The 19,349-nt window shown below is 76.3% G+C and carries 18 protein-coding genes; 15 read left to right on the top strand and 3 right to left on the bottom strand.

Features of this window, described 5'->3' with window-relative positions; all coding sequences use genetic code 11:
* Position 1 precedes the first annotated feature (1 nt).
* On the top strand, positions 2-142 hold the full coding sequence (locus E7744_RS03250; protein ID WP_137772888.1) for a methionine/alanine import family NSS transporter small subunit: 141 nt from the start codon (positions 2-4) through the stop codon (positions 140-142).
* A 107-nt stretch (positions 143-249) separates the two neighbouring features.
* Here E7744_RS03250 and E7744_RS03255 read toward each other — a convergent pair whose 3' ends face one another.
* Complete coding sequence (locus E7744_RS03255; protein WP_137772889.1) at positions 250-2,283, bottom strand: acetate--CoA ligase; 2,034 nt, start codon at positions 2,281-2,283, stop codon at positions 250-252.
* A 235-nt stretch (positions 2,284-2,518) separates the two neighbouring features.
* On the opposite strand from E7744_RS03255, the gene E7744_RS03260 reads away from it, so the two are divergent.
* The 10 genes from E7744_RS03260 to E7744_RS15745 all read left to right on the top strand — a co-directional run bounded on the left by E7744_RS03260 (position 2,519) and on the right by E7744_RS15745 (position 10,097).
* Positions 2,519-3,526 carry a hypothetical protein gene (locus E7744_RS03260; protein WP_137772890.1) on the top strand — a complete coding sequence of 336 codons (1,008 nt, stop codon included), beginning with the start codon at positions 2,519-2,521 and terminating at the stop codon, positions 3,524-3,526.
* The gene (gene nth, locus E7744_RS03265; RefSeq protein WP_137772891.1) at positions 3,523-4,302 is read left to right on the top strand and encodes an endonuclease III; all 780 of its coding nucleotides are present in this window, start codon (positions 3,523-3,525) and stop codon (positions 4,300-4,302) included. Before E7744_RS03260 ends, nth begins: the two co-directional genes overlap by 4 nt.
* Positions 4,299-5,090, top strand: coding sequence for a CoA pyrophosphatase (locus E7744_RS03270; RefSeq protein WP_137772892.1), 792 nt, complete (start codon positions 4,299-4,301; stop codon positions 5,088-5,090). The genes nth and E7744_RS03270 overlap by 4 nt, the downstream gene beginning before the upstream one ends.
* Positions 5,091-5,183: 93 nt before the next feature.
* Positions 5,184-6,311, top strand: a complete 1,128-nt coding sequence (locus E7744_RS03275; protein ID WP_137772893.1) for a hypothetical protein — start codon at positions 5,184-5,186, stop codon at positions 6,309-6,311.
* Positions 6,311-7,567, top strand: coding sequence for a CpaF family protein (locus tag E7744_RS03280; protein ID WP_246858529.1), 1,257 nt, complete (start codon positions 6,311-6,313; stop codon positions 7,565-7,567). Before E7744_RS03275 ends, E7744_RS03280 begins: the two co-directional genes overlap by 1 nt.
* Positions 7,551-8,174, top strand: coding sequence for a hypothetical protein (locus E7744_RS15730; RefSeq protein ID WP_168199738.1), 624 nt, complete (start codon positions 7,551-7,553; stop codon positions 8,172-8,174). Before E7744_RS03280 ends, E7744_RS15730 begins: the two co-directional genes overlap by 17 nt.
* Positions 8,171-8,614 (top strand): type II secretion system F family protein, encoded by a 444-nt coding sequence (locus E7744_RS15735; protein ID WP_168199739.1) that lies wholly within the window; start codon positions 8,171-8,173, stop codon positions 8,612-8,614. Before E7744_RS15730 ends, E7744_RS15735 begins: the two co-directional genes overlap by 4 nt.
* Positions 8,615-8,856: 242 nt before the next feature.
* On the top strand, positions 8,857-9,177 hold the full coding sequence (locus E7744_RS03290; protein WP_137774815.1) for a DUF4244 domain-containing protein: 321 nt from the start codon (positions 8,857-8,859) through the stop codon (positions 9,175-9,177).
* 201 nt (positions 9,178-9,378) lie between these two features.
* A complete protein-coding gene (locus tag E7744_RS15740) occupies positions 9,379-9,753 on the top strand; it encodes a TadE family type IV pilus minor pilin (protein WP_168199740.1) in 375 nt (124 codons plus the stop codon).
* Entirely contained in the window at positions 9,750-10,097 is a 348-nt protein-coding gene (locus tag E7744_RS15745) for an Rv3654c family TadE-like protein (RefSeq protein WP_168199741.1), read from the top strand. Before E7744_RS15740 ends, E7744_RS15745 begins: the two co-directional genes overlap by 4 nt.
* Here E7744_RS15745 and E7744_RS03300 read toward each other — a convergent pair.
* Together E7744_RS03300 and E7744_RS03305 are read right to left on the bottom strand one after the other, a co-directional pair.
* Positions 10,028-12,427: a DEAD/DEAH box helicase gene (locus E7744_RS03300; RefSeq protein WP_371415389.1), complete on the bottom strand. Its 2,400-nt coding sequence runs from the start codon at positions 12,425-12,427 to the stop codon at positions 10,028-10,030. The two genes, E7744_RS15745 and E7744_RS03300, sit on opposite strands and share 70 nt — an antisense overlap.
* Positions 12,424-13,137 carry a GNAT family N-acetyltransferase gene (locus E7744_RS03305; protein ID WP_137772895.1) on the bottom strand — a complete coding sequence of 238 codons (714 nt, stop codon included), beginning with the start codon at positions 13,135-13,137 and terminating at the stop codon, positions 12,424-12,426. Before E7744_RS03305 ends, E7744_RS03300 begins: the two co-directional genes overlap by 4 nt.
* A 155-nt stretch (positions 13,138-13,292) precedes the next feature.
* Between E7744_RS03305 and E7744_RS03310 the strand changes: the two genes are divergently transcribed.
* The 4 genes from E7744_RS03310 to topA all read left to right on the top strand — a co-directional run bounded on the left by E7744_RS03310 (position 13,293) and on the right by topA (position 19,348).
* Positions 13,293-14,192: a rhodanese-related sulfurtransferase gene (locus E7744_RS03310; RefSeq protein WP_137772896.1), complete on the top strand. Its 900-nt coding sequence runs from the start codon at positions 13,293-13,295 to the stop codon at positions 14,190-14,192.
* On the top strand, positions 14,189-15,784 hold the full coding sequence (locus E7744_RS03315) for a methyltransferase (protein WP_137772897.1): 1,596 nt from the start codon (positions 14,189-14,191) through the stop codon (positions 15,782-15,784). The genes E7744_RS03310 and E7744_RS03315 overlap by 4 nt, the downstream gene beginning before the upstream one ends.
* A 54-nt stretch (positions 15,785-15,838) precedes the next feature.
* A complete protein-coding gene (locus E7744_RS03320) occupies positions 15,839-16,462 on the top strand; it encodes a helix-turn-helix transcriptional regulator (RefSeq protein ID WP_137772898.1) in 624 nt (207 codons plus the stop codon).
* Between the two features lie 111 nt (positions 16,463-16,573).
* Positions 16,574-19,348, top strand: a complete 2,775-nt coding sequence (topA, locus tag E7744_RS03325; RefSeq protein ID WP_137772899.1) for a type I DNA topoisomerase — start codon at positions 16,574-16,576, stop codon at positions 19,346-19,348.
* The last annotated feature ends 1 nt before the right edge of the window (position 19,349 follow it).

Raw genomic sequence — 19,349 nt, forward strand, 5'->3', positions numbered from 1 at the left:
GATGAGCGGCATCGCGATCCTGTTCCTGGTCATCGCCATCGTGGTGGTGTGGGGCGGCATGGTGGCCTCCCTGGTCCACCTGATGCGCAACCCCGACCACCTCTCGGGTGACGAGGGCATCGCCCCCGGCCCGACCACCTGATCCCCGGTCCCCGCCGCTGCCGGCCGCCGGGAGCGGCGGGGACCGCACGCGAGAGGCCCGGGCCCCTGGAGCGATCCAGGGGCCCGGGCCTCTCGCGTGCGGTCCGGCTACTTGCGCAGGGACTCGGCGATCTGCTGCATGATCGTCGGGTCGGACAAGGTCGAGGCATCGCCCGGGTCACGGCCCTCGGCCACGTCCTTGAGCAGCCGCCGCATGATCTTGCCCGAGCGGGTCTTGGGCAGCTCGGGCACCACGAGGATGTGCTTGGGCTTGGCGATCGCGCCGATCTCCGAGGCCACGTGCGCCCGGAGCTGCTGCTCGGCCTCGGCCGGGTCCACCTCGCCGGCCTCCTCGGTGAGGATGACGAAGGCGACGACGGCCTGGCCGGTCGTGGCGTCGGCGGCCCCGACCACGGCGGACTCCGCGACGATCCGGTGCGAGACGAGCGCGGACTCGATCTCCGAGGTGGACAGCCGGTGCCCGGAGACGTTCATGACGTCGTCCACGCGGCCGGTGACCCAGATGTCCCCGTCCTCGTCCTTCCGGGCGCCGTCCCCGGCGAAGTACATGTCCTCGAAGCGCGACCAGTACGTGTCCCTGTAGCGCTGCGGGTCGCCCCAGATGCCGCGCAGCATGGCCGGCCACGGGTCGCGGATCACCAGGAAGCCGGCCGAGTCGTTGCCGAGCGAGGCGCCCGTCTCGTCCACCACGTCCACGGTGATGCCCGGCACGGGGACCTGGGCGGAACCCGGCTTGGTGGCGGTGACGCCCGGCAACGGGGCGATCATGTGCGCGCCCGTCTCGGTCTGCCACCACGTGTCGACGATCGGGGCCGGGTGCTCCTTGCGGGCACCCGGGGTGACGGAGCCGTCGTCGTTCCTGGTCCCGGCCCCCGCATTGGCGCCGATGACCTCGCGGTACCACATCCAGGCCTCGGGGTTGATGGGCTCGCCCACCGAGCCCAGCACGCGCACCGAGGACAGGTCGTAGGAGTCCGGGACGGCCCGGCCCCACTTCATCATGGTGCGGATCGCGGTGGGGGCGGTGTAGACGATCGAGACCCGGTACTTCTCCACGATCTCCCACCAGCGCCCGTTGTGCGGGAAGTCCGGGGTGCCCTCGTAGAGCACCTGGGTGGCGCCGTTGACCAGCGGGGCGTAGGTGACGTAGGAGTGCCCGGTGACCCAGCCGACGTCGGCGGTGCACCAGTACACGTCCGACTCGGGGTGCAGGTCGAAGGTGTCCCGGTGGGTGACCGCGGTCTGGACCAGGTAGCCGCCGGTGGTGTGCAGGATGCCCTTGGGCTTCCCGGTGGTGCCGGAGGTGTAGAGGATGAACAGCGGGTGCTCGGCGTCGTGCCAGGCGAGGGCGTGCTCGTCCGAGGCGGCGCCGACCACGTCGTGCCACCACAGGTCCCGGCCCTCGGTCCACTCGACGTCCTGCTCGTTGCGGCGCACGACCACCACGTTGCCCACGGAGTGGCCGGGGGCGGACAGGGCCGCGTCCACGGCGGGCTTGAGCATGGAGGGCTTGCCGCGGCGCCAGGAGCCGTCCGCGGTGACCACGAGCTTCGCCTCGGCGTCGTCGATGCGCGAGCGCAGGGCGTCGGCGGAGAAGCCGCCGAACACCACGGAGTGCACGGCGCCGATGCGGGCGCACGCCAGCATGGTGATGACGGCCTCGGGGATCATCGGCAGGTACACGGCCACGCGGTCGCCCTTGGCCACGCCGAGGGACTCGAAGGCGTTGGCGGCCCGGCGGACCTCGATGGCCAGCTCGGCGTAGGTCCAGGTCCGGGTGTCGCCGGGCTCGCCCTCGAAGTACAGGGCCACCCGGTCGCCGCGGCCGGCCTCCACGTGCCGGTCCAGGGCGTTGTAGGCGGCGTTGGTGGTGCCGCCCACGAACCACTTCGCGAACGGGGCGTCCGACCAGTCCAGGACCTCCGAGAAGTCCTGCTCCCAGTGCAGGACCTGGCGTGCCTGGTCCGCCCAGTAGCCCAGGCGGTCGGCGGAGGCCTGCTCGTAGCGCTCGGCGGTGGCCACGGCGGCGGCGGCGAAGTCCTCGGAGGGCGGGAAGGTCCGCCGCTCCTCGAGGAGGTGGTCCATGGTGTCGCTCGGCTGGCCGGAGGCGGACGTCGTCATGCGTGCTCCTTCAGGGCGTGGGTGCAGGGAACGGTCCCGGTCGGGAGGTGCGGTGTGCTGCCCGTCACAGGTCCGCAGTGACAGCCTAGCGCCATCGCCCGGGCCGTGGTCGCGAGTGTGACGGGCCACAACGGGACCCTCCCGGCGCGGGGGCCCGGAGGACTGATTGAATAGGATCCGGAACCGTCCACGACCCCGCACCCCGGCCCCCGGCCGCGTGCCCAGGAGGAAACGCATGAGCACCGCACCGCACCCCGGGCCGTCCACCCGCTGGGACCTCGGCTTCCTGGTCTCGGTCCTGGTCATCCTGCTGGGATCGGTCCTGCCCCTGTCCGCCCTGCGGCAGAACCTGTGGAACACCCCGGGCCTGTTCTTCCTCGGCGTGGGCGTGCTCGCCCCGCTCGTGGCCGCGGGCCTGGTGCTGGCCCGGATCGCGGCCCGCGGGGCGGGTCCGCGCGTGGGGTCCCTGGGCACGGAGCAGTTCGCCCACGTGGCCTCGTGGCTCGCGCTCGCGTTCTTCTTCCTGTCCGTCGCGACCTCCCTCAACCCCGTCTTCCTGGTCGGCCTGCTCGGGGCGCTCGGCATGGTCGCCACCTCGCCGCTGCGGGCGCTCGTGGCCCGCGCCCTGCACTCCGCGGCCACGCGCCGGTCGCGGCCGACCGCCGTCGGGAGCCCGACGCCGGCCCCCGCCGGGACGGCCCGGACGGAGCCGGAGGCGTCCACGACGGCCGCCGGCGGCCCGCACGTGCCCGGGACGCTCCGGGCGGAGCCGGCCGAGGCGGAGCCGGCGGACCGGGAGCGGGCCACCGCGGACGAGCCGGTCCGGGCCACCCGGCCGCACCCGGCCGTGGCCGGGCGGGAGTACGGGGACACGGCGCACGCGGAGCCGACGGGTACGGAGCCGGGGGATGCCGGGTGGACGGACGCGGAGCCGGCCGACGCGCGCGCCGCCGCCGAGCCGTCCGGGCCGGCCCCCGCGGCCCACGGATCGGTCGCCGCGACGGCAGCGGCTCCCGAGACGACCGCCGGGGGACCCGTCCCGGAGCAGGTCCACGAGGCCTTCTGGTTCGCGGTCGGCACCCGGCGCACGACCGTGGACCCCGAGGACGGCAGCCCGGCCTTCCCCCTCGAGCCCGGCGCCTGGATCCTTGCCCTCGAGGACCGGGGGGACGAGTTCCTGGTGCAGGACACGGACGGGCGCACCGCGGTGCTGCGGGACCTGTCCGACATCGAGCGCGCATGACGGAGACGCGGCTGGCGCTCGTGCGCCGGGCCCGCCGGATCAACCGGGTCCTGGCGGAGGCGTATCCCTACGCCGTGGCGGAGCTCGACTTCCGCAACCCCTTCGAGCTGCTCGTCGCCACGGTCCTGTCCGCCCAGACCACGGACGTGCGCGTCAACGCGACCACGCCCGCGCTCTTCGCCCGGTTCCCGGACGCGGAGGCGATGGCCCACGCGGACGAGCGCGAGCTGCAGGAGATCGTGCGGCCGCTCGGCTTCTTCCGGGCCAAGGCCGCGGCCGTCCAGGGCCTGTCCCGTTCCCTCGTGGAGCGCCACGGCGGCGAGGTGCCCGGGCGGCTCGAGGACCTCGTGGCGCTGCCCGGGGTGGGCCGCAAGACGGCGTTCGTCGTGCTCGGCAACGCCTTCGGCGTCCCGGGGCTCACGGTGGACACGCACTTCGGCCGGCTGGCCCGCCGCCTCGGGTTCACCACCGAGCAGGACCCGGTGAAGGTGGAGCGGGACGTCGCCGAGCTCTTCGAGCCGCGCGACTGGACCATGCTCTCGCACCGCCTCGTCTTCCACGGACGGAGGGTGTGCCACGCCAAGCGCCCGGCCTGCGGGGCCTGCCCCATCACGCGGTGGTGCCCGTCCTACGGCACGGGGGAGACCGACCCCGAGGCCGCCGCCCGGCTGCTGAAGTACGAGCTCGCGCCGGGACGCGAGGAGCTGCTGGCGCGGATGCGGGCCGGGGCCACGCGCGCGGAGCTGCGCGCCGAGGGCCACGGCCTGGGGGCATGATGCACGCGGAGGGAGCACTGGCCGACCTGCGGGCCCTCGTGGCCCGGTACGGGACCCCGGACCCGGCCCTGCCGCCCCGGCCGGGCGGGGAGGTGCCGGACCGGCTGCCCGACGACGGCCGGGGCTGGGACTTCGGCGTGGACCCGGGACCCGGCGGGGAGACCCCGGCCGAGTCGGCCGTGCTGGTGCTGTTCGGCGCCCTGGACCGGCGGCCCTCCCACTTCCACGCCGAGGCCGTGCCCGAGGACCTCGACCTGTTGCTCACCCAGCGCGCCCTGCACCTGCGCAAGCACCCCGGGCAGGTCGCCTTCCCGGGCGGGCGCAAGGACCCCGAGGACCGCGACCACGTGGCCACCGCCCTGCGCGAGGCGCAGGAGGAGACCGGGTTGGACCCGCAGGGCGTGAAGGTCCTCGGCTCGCTCCCGCCGGCGCCGCTGACCGTGACGAACTTCCGCGTGACCCCCGTGGTGGGCTGGTGGGACCGCCCCTCGGACGTATTCGTGGTGGACGAGGGCGAGGCCTCGCGCGTGTTCCGCGTCCCCGTGGCGGACCTGGTGGACCCCGCCAACCGCGTCGTCACGAGCCGGGAGGCCGTCCCGCCCGTGCGCGCGGGGCGGTTCCGCGGCCCCGGCTTCCTCGTCTCGGACACGCTGGTGTGGGGCTTCACCGCGATCGTCATCGACCGGATCCTGGAGCTGCTCGGCTGGGCCCAGGACTGGGACCGCGGGCGCGTCGTGGACATCACCGGCTGGGACGCCTCCCTGCCGGTGCCCCCGCTCGGCGGCTGAGCCGCTCCTGCACAGCCCGGTGGTCCCCGGGCGCCGTCCCCGGCGGCCCCGCGGCCGCGGCGCGGGCGGGGACGGCGGCGGCAGGATCGGGCCATGACCGCCTCGACCGCCGCCCCGTTGCCCGTGCTGTACCTGTCCCCGGCCGGCCCGCCGGGGCTGGTGGACGACCTGCTGCTCGGGGAGGTGGCGGCCTGCGTGGCCGCCGTCGGGCACCGGCTGCACGTGGCCCCGCCCGGGTCGGCGCACGAGGCCGTGGCACGCTGGACCGCCGAGGCCGGGCGGGAGCCCGTCGTGGTGCTGGCCGGGCGGACGGGCCCGGCCGGCGGCCCGGACCGCGTGAGGACCCCCTCCGGGCGCGCCGTGCCCGTGGTGGGGGTGGCGCTGGACGGCACGGGGGCCGCCGACCTCACGCTGCCGCGCCGGTCCCGGTCCCTGTGCCGGCTGCTGGCCCACGGTGCCCGGGGGCCGGGGGAGGGCGGGCTGCCCGGCCGGGCCGTCGTCCTGCTCCACCACGGACCGGGAGGCGGCGGGGACGACGACTGGCCGGGACTGGCGTGGGGACTGGCGCTGCTGCTGGCCGGTCCCGGCCGCGGCGCGCTGCTGGACCTGCAGGGCCCGGAGGGAACCCTGCGCGGGCGGCTGGGCCCGACCGGCGACCCGGCTCCCGGGGCGCAGGGACCGCCGGTGCTGGGCTCCGCCGTGGTCCCCGTCCCGGGGCCGGCGTTCGCCGCGCGACTGCCGGCGGCCGGGCCCGTGCGCTGGTGGGGGACCGGTGGCGAGCGTCCGGACCCCCGGGCACCGGAGCTGCTCGGCGGCCTCGGGGCGGTGCTCGACACCTTCGACTGGGCCGTGCTGGACGCCGGCCGGGACGCCGCCCTGGCCGGCGCCCTGGGAGCCGAGGGATTGCCGGTGCTGGAGTGCGCCCGCCCGGGACCGCGGGTGCGGCGGCGGGGCGCCCCGGCGGACACCGCCGTGGACCTCGGGGTGCGGGACTGGTCGGGGCGCTCGTGGGCCTCGTGGTCGCGGGCCGCCCGGCGGCGGCCGGGACTCGGCCTCGGGGCGCGGCTGGCGGCCGTCCTCGCCGGGCCCACGGGCACCCCGGGGGCCGGCCGGCCCCCGGGCCCCGCCCCCTCCCCGGTCCTGGCCGACCCTGCCGCCGCGACCGATCCCGCCGACCCTGCCGGCCCCGCCGGTCCCCGGCGCGTGGCGGCGGGCGCCTGATGGGCCGCGGCTGGGCCCCCGCGCCGCCGCCGGCCCCGCGGGACGGGCACGACCGCGCCCGCCGGTGGCTGGCCGGCCGCCTGGCCGCCGCCGACGCCGCCGGGCGCGGATCCCGCCCCGGCGGGGAGGGGAGTGCCGTCCCGCCCGCCGAGCTCCTCGCCGAGGCGGTCCGGCGTCACCTGCCGGTCCACACCCCGGAGGACGCCGCGCGGCAGATGACCGCGCTGGCCGACGGGCTCGCCGGGCTGGGCCCCCTCGCGGAGCCGGCCCGGCACGCCGGGGTCACGGACGTGCTCGTCGACGGCACCGGGACCGTGTGGACGGACGGGGACGGCGGGCTGCGCCGCACCGGGCGGCGGCTCTCCGCGGACGAGGCGCGGCACCTGGCCGTGCGGCTGCTGGCGCAGGGCGGGCGGCGGCTGGACGAGGGCCAGCCCTTCGGGGACGCCCAGGTCACGGGCGCCCGCGTGCACGCCGTCCTGCCCCCCATCGCCGCTGGCGGCACGCAGATCAGCGTGCGGCTGCCCGCCGCCGAGCCGCCGACCCTGGCCGAGCTCGCCGAGCGGTGGCCGCACGGCGAGCGCTGGCTGGCGGTGCTGCGGCACGTGCTGGCCGTCCGCGCCAACCTGCTCATCTCGGGGGCCACGGGCTCGGGCAAGACCACGCTGCTCACCGCGCTGCTGTCCGAGGTGCCGGCGGGCGAGCGCATCATCACGGTGGAGGACACCCGCGAGCTGTGCCCGCGCCACGGGCACGTGGTCTCGCTCCAGGCACGCGGCGGCAACGCCGAGGGAGCCGGGGCGGTCACGCTCGCCGACCTCGTCCGCCAAGCCCTGAGGATGCGGCCGGACCGGCTGGTGGTGGGCGAGTGCCGCGGGGCCGAGGTGGCCGACTTCCTCGCGGCCATGAACACCGGGCACCGCGGGGCGGCCGGGACGCTGCACGCCAACGCCGCCCGCGACGTGCCCGCCCGCCTGCAGGCCATGGGCGCGCTCGCGGGACTCGGCCCCGGGGCCACCGCCCTGCAGGCGGCCAGCGCCGTGGACGCGGTCCTGCACGTCGAGCGCACCACAGCCGGGCGCGCGCCCGTGGAACTGGCCGTCCTGGACCGGTCGGAGGGCCCCGGGCCGACCGGGCTGCGCGTCGTGCCGGCCGTGACTACCGGCCGGGACGGCCTGCGCGTGGGCCCGGGCCTGGACGTCCTCGAGTCCCTGGCGCCGGCCGCCGGCGGAGGACGCCATGCGCTGGGGACGTGAGGCCGGGGCCGTGTGGCTCCCCGGCGGCGCCCGACGGCAGCGCGAACGCCGGGCGGAGGAGTTCATCGTGCTGCTGCGCCGGTCGGCCGCCCTGCTCCAGGCCGGGCGGCGCCCCGACGCCGTGTGGGCCGAGCTCGCCGGGCTGCACGAGCCGTGTCCCCGGCCGGCCGCGGAGGCCGGCTGCTGCCTGCACCACGCGCTCCTCGGGGCGCACGCCACGGTCCTGCTCGGCGAGCCGGCCTGGGAGGGCCAGCCGGGACCGGGGGACCCGCAGCACTGGCAGCAACTGGCCGGGTGCCTGGCCGTCAGCCGCGTGGCGGGCGTCCCCCTCGCCGGGTTGCTGGAGCGGCTGGCGGACGCCCTGGAGGACGGCCAGGACGCCCACCAGGCCCGCCGTGCCGCGTCCGCCGGCCCGCGCTCGACCGGGCGGTTGCTCGGGCTGCTGCCCCTGGCCGGCCTCGGGCTGTCCGCGGCGGCCGGGTCCCCGCCGGCCGAACTGCTCACCGGACCGCCCGGCTGGCTGGTGCTCGCCACCGGGGGCGGGCTGGCCGTCGTCGGGCATCTGTGGACCCGGGCGCTCGTCCGCCGGGCCGAGGCCCCCTCGTGACGGGCCCGGGACCGGCCACGCCGGACGCGGCGCTGGCCCTCGACCTGCTGGCGGGCCTGCTCGACGCGGGCCAGGGGTTCCTCCCCGCCCTGGAGCTGCTGGGCGCGCACCTGCCCGGGACCGGACCCGTGCGCGGCGTCGCCGCCCTGCTGCGCCTCGGCGTGGACTGGGACGAGGCGTGGAGCCCGCCGGAGGCGGAGCCCCCCGATCCCGAACTGCTGGTGCTCGCCGCCGAGCTGCGCTTCGCGTTCCACACGGGCGCCCCCACCGCGGCGCTGCTGCGCTCCGCGGCGACCGCCCTGCGACGACGGCGCCGGCGCGAGGCCGAGGTCCGGGCGGCCGAGCTCGCCACCCGGCTCGTGCTGCCGCTGGGGCTGTGCCAGCTGCCCTCCTTCCTGTGCTTGGGGGTCGTGCCGCTCGTCCTGGCGCTGCTGCCGTGAGCCGGGGCGCCCCGGGCCGGTCGCCCGACCCGGCCTCGTCCGCGCTCGTCCACCCGGTCCTCCACCCGCTCGCCCACCGGCTGGTCCGTCCGGTCCTCCACACCGGGCCACTGCTCCCGGACCGTCCAGAACGGCCCGCCCGGGGCCCCCACCGCCACGCGCCGGCCAGCAGTCTGGAACCGGGGCGCCGGACCGACCGGCACGCAGCACCGACCCCCATCACCCCGACCGGAGGAGACACCATGAACCGCGCATCCACCGCCCCCGCAGCCGACCTCACACCCGACCTCGCGACGGCGCCCGTCCCCGCCACCGCGCCCGGCGCCGGACGGCGGCCGACCGGGTCCGGGCCGAGCGGCCTCGGCCCGGCGGGCTCCGCGCCCACCGGTCCGGTCGCGACCGGACCGGACTGGTCGGACGAGACCGGCGCCCAGACCGCCGAGTACGGCATCGTGACCCTCGCCGCCGTCGGCTTCGCCGGGGTGCTGGCCGTCATCCTGGCCGGAGCCGACGTGCAGGGACTGCTGCTGGACCTCGTCAAGGGCGCCCTGAGCCTCGGCTGACCGGCCGGCACCGGGCCGCCCCGGGTGATGCGGGCGACCCCGCCGACCCGACGGTCGGCGGATCCCCGGCAGGCCCGTCCGGTCCCGGGGCCCGCCCGGTCCCGCACCGGACGGGCCCCGGGCTCCCGCGCCGCCCACCACCCTGCCCCCGAGAACCCCGAGAGCCCCGAGAACTCCCGCCGCAGACCCCGAGGAGCACCGATGCCCGAGCATCCCACCGCCGATCGTGGATCGGTGACGGCCGAGTACGCCGTCCTGCTGCCCGCCGCCGTCGTCGTGCTCGCGGGGGCCCTGCTGGGGGGCGCGGCCACCCTCCAGCAGGTCCGGCTCGAGGAGGCCGCCGCCGCCACGGTGCGCCAGCTGGCCCGCGGGGAGGACACCGCCCGGGCCTCCGCCACGGCGCGGCGCATGGCGGGGGAGGGCTCACGGCTGGACAGCGACCGCGGCGGCGGCTGGGTGTCGGTGACGGTCAGCCACGCCCCGCCGGGGCCGGCGGACTGGTGGGGCGGCTGGCGCCAGGAGGCCACCGCCCACGCCCCGGACCAGTGGGCCGTCCCGCCGGCGGCCACGCCGTGAGCGGCGAGCGCGGCGCGGGCAGCGTCACGGTGCTGCTCACCATCCTCGTCACCCTCACGCTGCTCGGCGCCGCGCTGGCCCTCGGCTCGGCGGCCGTCGCCGCGGCGCGGGCCGGGGCGGCAGCGGACCTGGCCTCCCTCGCCGCCGCGGACGCGGCGCGCGGCCTCGTCGCGGCGGACCCGTGCGTCCTCGCCGGCGCCGTCGCGGACCGCCACGGGGCCGTGCTCACCGAGTGCACGCCGGGCGGCCGCGGGACGGTCCTGGTCCGGACGCGCTACGCCTCGTCGCTGCCCTGGCCCGCCGAGGGGGTCTCCCGGGCCGGGCCGCCCCCGGTGTCCGGATGAGCGCGCAACCGGCCCAGGACGAAGTCCAGCAGCGTCGCGGCCCCGGCCTTGTCCAGCGGGTTGTTGCGGTTGCCGCACTTGGGGGACTGCACGCAGGACGGGCACCCGTCCGGGCACGCGCAGGACCGGACGGTGTCCAGGGTGGCCTGCAGCCACGTCTCGGCCTGGGCGAAGCCGCGCTCGGCGAAGCCGGCGCCCCCCGGGTGGCCGTCGTAGACGAACACGGCCGGTTCCCCGGTGTCCGGGTGCAGCGCCATGGACACCCCGCCGATGTCCCAGCGGTCGTTCGAGGCCACGAGCGGCAGCAGCCCGATCATGGCGTGCTCGGCCGCGTGCAGGGCCCCGGGCAGCCGGTCCATGGTCAGCCCCGCCGCCACGAGCACCTCCGAGGGGCAGTGGAACCAGACGGCCGTGGTGAACAGCTCGCGGGCGTCCAGGTCGAGCGGCTCCTCGCCGAGGACCTCGCCGGAGACGAGCGCCTTGCGCTGGAAGGACACCACCTGGGTGGTCACCTTCACCGGCCCGGTGCACCACTGCAGGTCCCGGGCCGACCGGCGGTGCACCGTCTCCAGGACCTCGATCTCCGTGATGTCCCGGGCCTGCGTGTAGTAGTCCGGCCAGGCCCGGGTGACGAGCACCGCGTGGGCGTCCTCGTCGAGCTCCTCCACCAGGTAGGTGCGGTCCTGGTGCACGTACACCGCCCCGGGATGGGCCTGGTAGTGCGTCTGCGGCGAGCCCATGGTGCCGAGCACGGCGCCCGTGCCGGCGTCGATGATCTCCACCGGCCCGCCGCCGTCGTCCCGCAGGGACACCAGGGCCGCCGCGTGCTCGGGATGGGTCCAGAACCACCCCGCCGGCCGGCGGCGCAGGTAGCCCTGCCCGGTCAGCTGCTCCACGAGCTCCCGGACCCGCGCGGGGTCCCCGAACGCGGCGAGCCCGTCCGGCACGAGCGGCAGCTCGGCGGCCGCGGCGCACAGGTGGGGGGCCAGGATGTGCGGGTTGGCCGGGTCCGTGACGGAGTCCTCCACGGCCAGCTCGAAGACGGCCTCCGGGTGGTGCACCACGAACGTGTCCAGGGGGTCGTCGCCGGCCACGTACAGGGCCACGGACTCCTGGCCGGCCCGCCCCGCGCGGCCCACCTGCTGGAAGAACGAGGCCCGGGTGCCCGGCCAGCCGGCCACGACCACGGCGTCGAGCCCGGCGATGTCGATGCCCAGCTCGAGGGCCGGCGTGGACGCCACGCCCAACAGCCGGCCGGTGCGCAGGGCGGTCTCCACCTCGCGGCGTTCCTCGGGCAGGTACCCGGCCCGGTAGGCCGCGACCCGGGGCGGCAGGGACGGGTCCACCTCGGCGAGCTCGCGCTTGGCGGCCGAGGCCATCGCCTCGGCGCCGCGGCGGGAGCGGATGAACGCGATCGTCCGCGTGCCGCGCACCGCGAGGTCGGCCATCATGCCCGCGGCCTCGGCGGTGGCGGACCGGCGCAGCGGGGCACCGTTCTCCCCGCGCCGGTCCGTCAGCTCCGGCTCCCAGAACCCCACCGTGACGGCCCCGTGCGGGGAGGCGTCCTCGGTCACGGCCTCGGCCGGCGCCCCGACCAGCCGGGAGAAGGAGGCGGCCGGGTCCGCGCTCGTGGCGGAGGCGCCGATGAACACGGGCCCGCCCCGGTAGTGGGCGCACACGCGGGCGAGCCGGCGCAGCAGCACGGCCACGTGCGAGCCGAAGACCCCGCGGTACACGTGGGCCTCGTCCACGATCACGTAGCGCAGCCGGCGCAGGAACCGGGCCCAGCGCTCGTGGTGGGGCAGGATCCCCACGTGCAGCATGTCCGGGTTGGTCAGCAGGACGTTGGCGTGCTCGCGCGCCCATGCGCGGTCGGCGGGGGCGGTGTCGCCGTCGTAGGGCGCCGGGCGCAGCCAGTCGGCGCCGTCACGGGCCAGGGCCCGCCACGCGACGAGCTGGTCCGCGGCCAGCGCCTTCGTGGGGGAGAGGTACAGCACGGTGGCCACGGGGTCCTGCGCCAGCGCGGTGCCCGCGGCGAGCTGGTAGCCCAGCGACTTCCCGGAGGCGGTGCCGGTGGCCAGCACCACGTGCCGGCCGGCCGCGGCGAGCTGCGCGGCCCGCACCTGGTGGCGCCAGGGCTCGAGCACCCCGGAGCCGCCGAAGGCCCGGACCAGGCCCTCCGGCGTCCCCTCCGGCCAGGCCTCGGTGACGGCGGGCCGCTCCGGCAGGTGCCGGACGTGCACCAGCTGCCTCGGCACCGAGGGCCGCCCGAGGGAGCGGGCCAGGGCCTCCGCGTCCCGGGGATCGTCGGTCCGGGCGTGGGGGTTCAGCTGTTGTCCGAGTGGGAGGGGTTCTCGGTGTGGTCCTCGGGGGCGCCGAAGACGGTGACGTCGGCCAGCTCGGTCCAGCCCAGGTGCCCGTACAGGGCCTGGCCGTCGGCGCTGGCCACGAGCAGGCCCTGCTCCACGTCGTGCTCGAGGGCGAGCGAGGCCAGGTAGCGCATGACGAGGGAGCCCAGTCCCTGGCGGCGGAAGTCGGGGGAGGTCCAGATCCGGTCGAACACGGCGTAGCCCTCCACGGCGGCCACGCGGCCGCGGGCGGCCACGGCACCGGCCCCGGCCGGGTGCTCGTCCGAGGTGGTGATGGTCAGCAGGAACCAGTCGGGCTCGTTGCGCTCCACGGTGGCCTCGAACTCCTCGGGCACGCGCGGGGCCTCGACGTCCTGGCCGTTCATGTCCACCACCATGAGCTTCTCGCCCCAGGACACGCGCTTGAGGGGCACGCCCGCGGGCACGGCGGGGGCGGTGCCCACCACGGTCAGCAGCCGCCCCGGGTGCTCCTGGACCTCGCGGGAGACGGCCTCCAGGGCCCGCTCGTCCGGGTTGGCGAGGATGTACTCCCAGTCCTGGCCGTCGGTGGACTGGTGGCCCGTGCGCAGGGAGGCGTGCACGGGACCGTCGTGGCGCACCTCGAAGTCACGGCACCGGGACCATCCGGTGACCCACGTGCTGACCAGAGCGTCGTTCAGGGCGGAAGTCATGGCACGAGAGTAGCCGGTGCGGGGGATCACCCGCACGGTGGCACCGGTGATGGCGCCCAAAACGTCATCCGTCCGTAGTCTGCGGTCCACGTCCCGTCCTGGCAATGACCCGCGCCCCCGGGCCCCGCCGCGGATCGCCCACTACCCTTGATGCGGTGAGCCAGTCGAAGATCGCCCTGTACTACCGCTTCGCCCCCGTGGCCGACCCGGAGGCGGTCCGGCTGTGGCAGTCGGCCCTCGCCGAGCGCTGGGGGCTGCGGGGCCGGATCATCGTCTCCCCACAGGGCCTGAACGGCACCGTGGGCGGGCCGCTGGACGCGGTCAAGCAGTACCTCAAGGCCACGCGCGCCTACCCGGCCTTCGCCGGCCTGGACGTGAAGTGGTCGGACGGCTCGGCGGAGGACTTCCCCCGGCTGTCGGTCAAGGTGCGGCCCGAGCTGGTCGCCTTCGACGCCGCGGACGAGGTGACGGTCACGGCGGACGGGGTCGAGGGCGCCGGGACCCACGTGGGCCCCGCCGAGCTCCACCGGCTGGTCGAGGAGCGCTCCGCCGCGGGCGACCCGGTGGTCTTCTTCGACGGCCGCAACGCCGTGGAGGCCCGCATCGGCCGGTTCCGCGGCGCCGTGGTGCCGGACACCACCACCACGCGCGACTTCGTGGCCGAGCTGGACTCCGGCCGCTACGACCACCTCAAGGACCGTCCCGTGGTGACGTACTGCACCGGCGGCGTCCGCTGCGAGGTGCTCAGCGCCCTGATGCGCCGGCGCGGCTTCGCGGAGGTCTACCAGCTCGAGGGCGGGATCGCCCGCTACGGCGAGGCCTACGGCGACGGCGGGCTGTGGGAGGGCTCGCTCGCCGTGTTCGACCGGCGGATGCGGGTGGAGTTCTCCGACCGGGCGGCGGTCGTGGGCCGCTGCAGCCTGTGCGCGGCGCCCACCGCGGACCTGCGCAACTGCGCCGACCCGTCCTGCCGCACCCTGGACACCGTGTGCGCCGGCTGTGCCGCCGACCGGCCCGAGCGCGTGTGCCCGGCGTGCGCGGCGGTGGCCTCGTGAGCGCCCCGCTCGTGCCCGTCTCCGCCGACCGGGCGGCCGTGGCCGCGCTCGCCGAGGACCTGGCCGCCCTGCCGTACACGACCGAGGCCGTGGCCGGCCTGCTCGGGGACCAGGCCGCCGCGGCGCTGGACCGGGAGCAGGCCGAGCCGGCCCGGTGGCGGGTGGGGATGGTGCTGGACGACGACGGCGCCCCCGGCCCGCGGCGCGCGCTCGCCGCCGTCGTGTCCGCCTGGATGCTGGGCGACCCCGTGCCGGCGGCGCTGCTGGACGCGGCCCTGCCGCGCACCGGCGCCGCGGGCGCCGCGGCGGCCGGGCTCGGGTGGGTGCGGGACGGGGCGTTCCACCCGGCGGTCGACCTCTCGCCCTATGCCACCGACGTGCTCGGGGACCTGTGGGTCGCGAGCGACCAGACCGCCCTGCAGCGCCGGGCGGCCCTGCCGGACTGGCACGTGCTGGGCATCGGCCGGGCCTCGCTGACCCTCGCCGGCACCGTGGTGCGCCGTCCCGTGGACACCGCCCTGGACCTCGGCACCGGCTGCGGGATCCAGGCGCTGCACCTGCTGGCCCACGCCGGGCACGTCACGGCCACCGACCTGTCCGGTCGGGCGCTCGCCTTCACCGCCTTCAACCTCGTGCTCAACGCCGGGGCGCTCGGCCTGGCCGCAGACGAGGACCCCTGGGCCGAGGGCGGCCGGGTCACCCTCCGGGAGGGCGACCTGCTCGAGCCCGTGGCCGGGCGCCGCTTCGACCTGGTCGTGTCCAACCCGCCCTTCGTCATCACCCCGCGCGCCGGGGACGGGCCGGGGACGGCGGACCCCGCGGTGCTGACCTACCGCGACGGCGGGCGGCCCGGCGACGAGCTGCTGGCCGGGCTCGTCGCCGCCCTGCCCGGGCACCTCACCGCGGGCGGCACCGCCCAGCTGCTGGGCAACTGGGAGGTCCACGGCGACGACGCCTGGGACGACCGGCTGCGCGCGTGGGTCCCGGCGGGCACGGACGCGTGGATCGTCCAGCGGGACCTGCTGGACGCGGCCGGCTACGCCGAGACGTGGCTGCGGGACTCCTCCGAGCAGCACGACCCGCGCGCCTACGCGGCCGGGTACCGGCGCTACCTGGAGGACTTCGCGGCCCGGGGGGTGGCCGCCGTCGGGTTCGGCTACCTCTGGCTGCGCCGGCCCGCGACGGACCGCCCCGGGCGCGTCCGCACCGAGGAGCTCGCCGGAGACCTGCAGCAGCCGCTCGGCCCGGCCTGGGGCGAGGCGGTCGAGCGCTGGGACCTCGTGGCCGGGGGCCTCGAGGCCGTGCGCGGGCTGCACGTGCGGGTCCCGGGGGACGTCACCGAGGAGCGGCACCAGCGCTTCGGCGCCGACCACCCCGAGGTCATCCTCGCCCGGCAGGGGGGCGGGTTCCGGCGCACCGCGACCCTGGACACCGCCACGGCCGGGTTCCTGTCCGCCGCGGACGGGGAGTTCACCGCCGGGCAGCTCGCCGGCGCCGTGGCCGGGCTGCTGGGGCTGGACGAGGACGGCCAGCGGGCCCTGCTGGAGGCGGTGGGCCGGCTGCTCGAGGACGGCTTCCTCGTCCCGCGGTGAGCGGTGTGAACCAGGCCACCCGGAACGTGAAGCGACTGCCTAGAATGTCTGTCCATGACAGAGAGTGAGAGCCCGCGCCTGCCGGTGGTCATCTCCGACCCCCAGGCGATCCGGGCCCTGGCCCACGAGGCCCGGCTGGAGGCGCTCGAGGAGCTCTACGCCTCCCAGTCGACCCGCACGGCCACGGAGCTGGCCTCCCGCTGCGGGCTCTCGCCCTCGGCCATGAGCTACCACCTGCGCGCGCTGGAGAAGTACGGGTTCGTGGAGCGATCCCCGTCCGAGGGCGACGGGCGCGAGCGGCGCTGGAAGGCCGCGGGCCACTCGCTGCTGGTGGACTCGCTGGACCACACCCCCGCCTCCAAGCTGGCGTTCATCGACGTCCAGCTCACCACCTTCCGCGACCGCATCATGAAGGAGGTCGCCCGGCGCGAGGCGGAGGACCAGGCCCACCCGGTCCCCGAGGGGGACCCGGCCCCGCCCGGCCGGCGCCGGCCGCCCGTGCTGTCCACCGGGATGATCTTCCTCGACGCCGGCCAGCGCGCCGAGTTCCAGTCCCGCCTGGCGGCGCTGATCGACGAGTTCGAGCAGCTCAACCCGGCCGCCGAGCGCTCGGTGGACGCCGAGCGCGTCTACTACCTCGTGTCGGTGCTGGCGGACGCCCCGGGCGCCGGGGACTGACCCGCCCTGGCCGGGCCCCCCGGCGGGTGCCGTTACATTAGTAGGGCACCGGGCGGTCCGCCTGGCAGTCATCGGCGGACGCGACCCGCCCGGCGACCCGAAGGAGCCTGAGTGTCCGAGAAGACGTCCGAGAAGACCACGCCCCCCGGTGACGGGACCAAGCTGGTCATCGTGGAGTCCCCCGCCAAGAGCAAGTCCATCGCCAAGTACCTCGGCGAGGGATGGGTGGTGGACGCCTCGGCCGGCCACATCAGGGACCTGCCCCAGCCCCGGGACCTGCCCACGGAGATGAAGAAGGGCCCGTACGGCAAGTTCGCCGTGGACGTGGCCAACGGCTTCCAGCCCTACTACGTCGTCTACCCGGACAAGAAGAAGCGCGTCGCGGAGCTCAAGCGAGCCCTCAAGGACGCCTCCGCGCTCTACCTGGCCACCGACGCCGACCGCGAGGGCGAGGCCATCGCGTGGCACCTGTACCAGGAACTCAAGCCCAAGGTCCCCGTCTACCGGATGACCTTCACCGAGATCACCCGCGAGGGCATCCAGCGCGGGCTGGAGTCCGTCCGCGAGATCGACGCCGACCTCGTGGACGCCCAGGAGACCCGGCGCATCCTCGACCGGCTGTTCGGCTACGAGATCTCCCCGGTGCTCTGGCGCAAGGTGGCCAGCGGGCTGTCCGCGGGCCGCGTCCAGTCGGTCGCCACCCGCCTCGTCGTCGAGCGCGAGCGCGAGCGCATGGCGTTCGTGCCGGCGTCGTACTGGGACCTGGACGGGACGTTCACGGCCCAGGAGGGCCCCGGGGCGGGGGAGTCCTTCGCCGCCCGCCTGGCGACCGTGGACGGCGCCCGGGTCGCGACCGGCCGGGACTTCACGGACCGCGGCGAGCTCAAGGACTCCGCGCGCGGCAAGGTGGCCACGCTCACCGAGGCCACCGCGACCGCGCTCGCCGAGGGCCTGCAGGGCGCCGCCTTCACCGTGGACTCGGTCGAGGACAAGCCGTACACGCGCCGGCCCGCCGCCCCGTTCACCACCTCCACGCTGCAGCAGGAGGCCTCCCGCAAGCTGCGGTTCTCCTCGCGCGTGACCATGCAGGTGGCCCAGCGGCTGTACGAGAACGGCTACATCACCTACATGCGTACCGACTCGGTCATGCTCTCGGACGAGGCCATCACGGCGGCCCGCCGGCAGGCCACCGAGCTCTACGGCCCCGAGTCGATCCCGCAGGCCAAGCGCGTGTACAAGGCCAAGAACGACTCGGCGCAGGAGGCCCACGAGGCCATCCGCCCCGCCGGTGACTCCTTCCGCACCCCCGGGCAGGTCGCCGGGTCCCTGCGCGGGGACGAGTTCCGCCTCTACGAGCTGATCTGGAAGCGCACGATCGCCTCCCAGATGGCGGACGCCAAGGGGTACACGGCCACCGTGCGCCTCTCCGGCGCGGCGAGCACCGGCCAGCGGGCCGGCTTCGCGGCCTCCGGCACCGTCATCACCTTCCCCGGCTTCCTCGCCGCCTACGAGGAGGGCCGGGACGCGGACGCCGAGAAGCAGGAGGCCAAGGAGGGCCGCGAGGCCAAGGACAAGCGCCTGCCGGACCTGGCCGCGGGCCAGTCCCTGTCCGGCCGGGACATCGTGGCCTCCGGCCACGAGACCAGCCCGCCCCCGCGCTACACCGAGGCCTCGATCGTGGCCGAGCTGGAGAAGCGCGAGATCGGCCGCCCCTCCACCTACGCGCCCACGATCTCCACGATCATGGACCGCGGCTACGTCACCAAGCGCGGCAACGCCCTCGTCCCGTCCTGGACGGCCTTCAGCGTCATCCGCCTGCTGGAGGAGCACTTCGGCCGGTACGTCGACTACGACTTCACCGCCCGCATGGAGGACGACCTGGACCGCATCGCCGCCGGCGAGCTGCAGCGGGAGGCCTGGCTGCAGGCGTTCTACTTCGGCGCCCCCTCCGGGGAGGAGGGGCTCAAGGCCGTCGTGGACAACCTGGGGGACATCGACGCCCGGGCGGTCAACTCCATCCCGGTGGCGGACGGCATCACGCTGCGCGTCGGCAAGTTCGGCCCCTACCTGGAGAAGGACGTCCCGGCCGGCTCGCCGGAGGGCACCGATCCCGAGCGGGCCAACGTGCCCGAGGACCTGGCCCCGGACGAGCTGACCCCGGAGAAGGCCGAGGAGCTGTTCGCCACGGCCGGCCCGTCCGAGCGCGTCCTCGGCGTGGACCCGGAGACGGGCCGGACCATCGTGGCCAAGGACGGGCGCTACGGCCCCTACGTCACCGAGGTGATCCACGAGATGACCGAGGAGGAGCTGCAGGCGTGGCTGGAGGCCCAGCCCACCGAGTACTACAAGAACGGCAAGCCCAAGCCGAAGAAGAAGCCCGCCAAGGAGAAGCCGCGGACCGGCTCGCTGTTCAAGTCCATGTCCGTGGACACGGTCACCCTCGAGGACGCCCTGCGGCTGATGAGCCTGCCGCGCGTGCTGGGCCAGGACGCCGAGGGCACCGAGATCACCGTGCAGAACGGCCGGTTCGGGCCCTACCTGAAGAAGGGCACCGACTCCCGGTCGCTCGAGTCCGAGGAGCAGATCTTCACGATCACCCTGGAGGAGGCCCTGGCCATCTACGCCCAGCCCAAGCAGCGCGGCCGCGGCGCGGCCAAGCCGCCGCTGGCCGAGTTCGCCGAGGACCCCGTGTCCGGCAAGAGGGTCGTGGTCAAGGAGGGGCGCTTCGGCCCCTACGTCACGGACGGCCAGACCAACATCACGGTGCCCCGGTCCATGGACCCCGAGGGGCTGACCGCGGAGCAGGCGTACCAGCTGCTCGCCGAGAAGCGGGCGAAGGGTCCGGCCAAGAAGCCGGCCCGGTCGAAGACGGCGGCGAAGAGGTAAC

This window comes from Citricoccus sp. SGAir0253, from assembly GCF_005877055.1.
Taxonomy (GTDB): Bacteria; Actinomycetota; Actinomycetes; order Actinomycetales; family Micrococcaceae; genus Citricoccus.